This window comes from Okeania sp. SIO2F4 (assembly GCF_010672385.1).
Classification (GTDB): domain Bacteria; phylum Cyanobacteriota; class Cyanobacteriia; order Cyanobacteriales; family Microcoleaceae; genus Trichodesmium.
This window is the reverse complement of record NZ_JAAHGT010001348.1, coordinates 1-1,678: the sequence shown is the minus strand read 5'-3', so window position 1 is coordinate 1,678 and position 1,678 is coordinate 1. Positions and strand designations below refer to the sequence as shown.

The 1,678-nt window shown below is 34.9% G+C and carries 1 protein-coding gene and 1 pseudogene; both read left to right on the top strand.

Translation table 11 applies throughout. The annotated features are described in order from the left end of the window. Nucleotides 1-17: 17 nt before the first annotated feature. Nucleotides 18-425 (top strand): annotated as a pseudogene (locus F6K22_RS40310) (hypothetical protein); the annotation flags it as partial. Between the two features lie 81 nt (nucleotides 426-506). Continuing rightward, a partial coding sequence (locus F6K22_RS40305; protein WP_293110715.1) for an NACHT domain-containing protein occupies nucleotides 507-1,678 on the top strand: 1,172 nt, incomplete at its 3' end.

Below are 1,678 nucleotides of genomic sequence, written 5' to 3'. Positions count from 1 at the left end.
CTGATGCTATTGGTGGGATGAAAAATGGAAAAATTTTACAAAAAGCTACGGCACAAGCAATTAAATATTTTTTAGATTTGATACAGCAAGAGTTAGAAAATGCTGATTTGAGTGAAAGTGAATTAAAACAATACACCAAACCTTTAAAACAGTTTATTAAAAATAAGTCAGTTTTAGAAGTTCTGGTTAGTGCATTTGATAATGATGTAAAAATTTTGGATACTAAGAAATTAGCTACTATTGGAAATGAAATTAATCCACCTTTGCCAGATGAATTTAATTGGGATTTTGTTGCCGAGCAATATCGGAGAAGGGTTAAAAAGATTATTCGAGAGTCGGATGAATTATGAGAAATATTAGATTCTGAAAATCTAGAGAAACTGGCAAATCAATACTCTGAAATTAGACCGGAATTTGACCTCAAAAAACATCAGGAGGGAATCCGAGAACAATATGGAAATCTGAAATTAGAAAGTTTAGATACGAGTGGTTATGGTTATAATGAATTGAAATTATGGCGAATGTTTATTCCTCAAAATGTCCGAGAATCTCAAGAATTTTTGCCTCAAGTACATGAGATTCCTAAAGAATATCTCCAACGATTAAAACAGACTGGTCAGTTGGAGGCAGAATTTTCTCCAGAACAATTGGAAAATCTCCGGCGCAGATATTTTGAACAACAGATTCGCTCAGTTTTGGAATTAATAGAAGACAAGAAATATAAATATTTAGTTATTTTGGGCGACCCCGGTTCTGGCAAGTCTACTTTATTACAATATATTGCTTTGGAATGGGCAGAACTACCACTGAAAGATTTGCCGTTACAGCCAATACCTCTATTAATTGAGTTGCGGACTTATGTGCGTAACCATGATGGGAATAAGTGTAATAATTTTCTGGATTTTCTGGAAAAAGGTAGTGGAGTTGTTTGTCAGTTTCCTCAACAAGAACTCGATGAAAAATTAAAAAATGGCGATGCAATTGTAATGTTTGATGGGTTAGATGAAGTTTTTGAGCCTGCCAAACGAGAAGAGATAATTACAGATATTCATCGGTTTACAAATAACTATAAAAATGTACGAGTTATTGTTACTTCGCGGATAATTGGTTATAAGCCACAAAAACTCCGGGATGCTGAATTTAATCATTTTATATTGCAAGATTTAGAAGCCGAGCAAGTTGAGGATTTTATTCAACGTTGGCATGATTTAACTTATTTAGATGTGGCAGAAAGAGAGAGGAAAAGGGAAAGGTTGAAACGGGCAATTAAGGATTCTTCAGCTATTAATGAATTGTCGGGAAATCCTCTGTTATTAACTATGATGTCTATTCTAAATCGAAATCAAGAATTGCCCAGAGATAGAGCCGGACTTTATAATCAAGCTTCGCGGGTTTTATTACAGCAGTGGGATATGGAACGGGCATTAATTGATGCGAAGATTGACCCGATAACTATTGACTATAAAGATAAGCAGGCAATTTTGCGTCGAGTTGCTCATTTTATGCAGGACAATGAGGCAGGTTTAGCTGGTAATTTGATTCATGGAAATGATTTAGAAAAAATTATTAGGGATTATCTAAAAAGTGTAGATATTAATGAGCCGAGAACTGCGGCTAGGGTGTTGATGGAACAGTTGCGGAGTCGGAATTTTATTTTATGTTTTGTCGGCGCAGAATA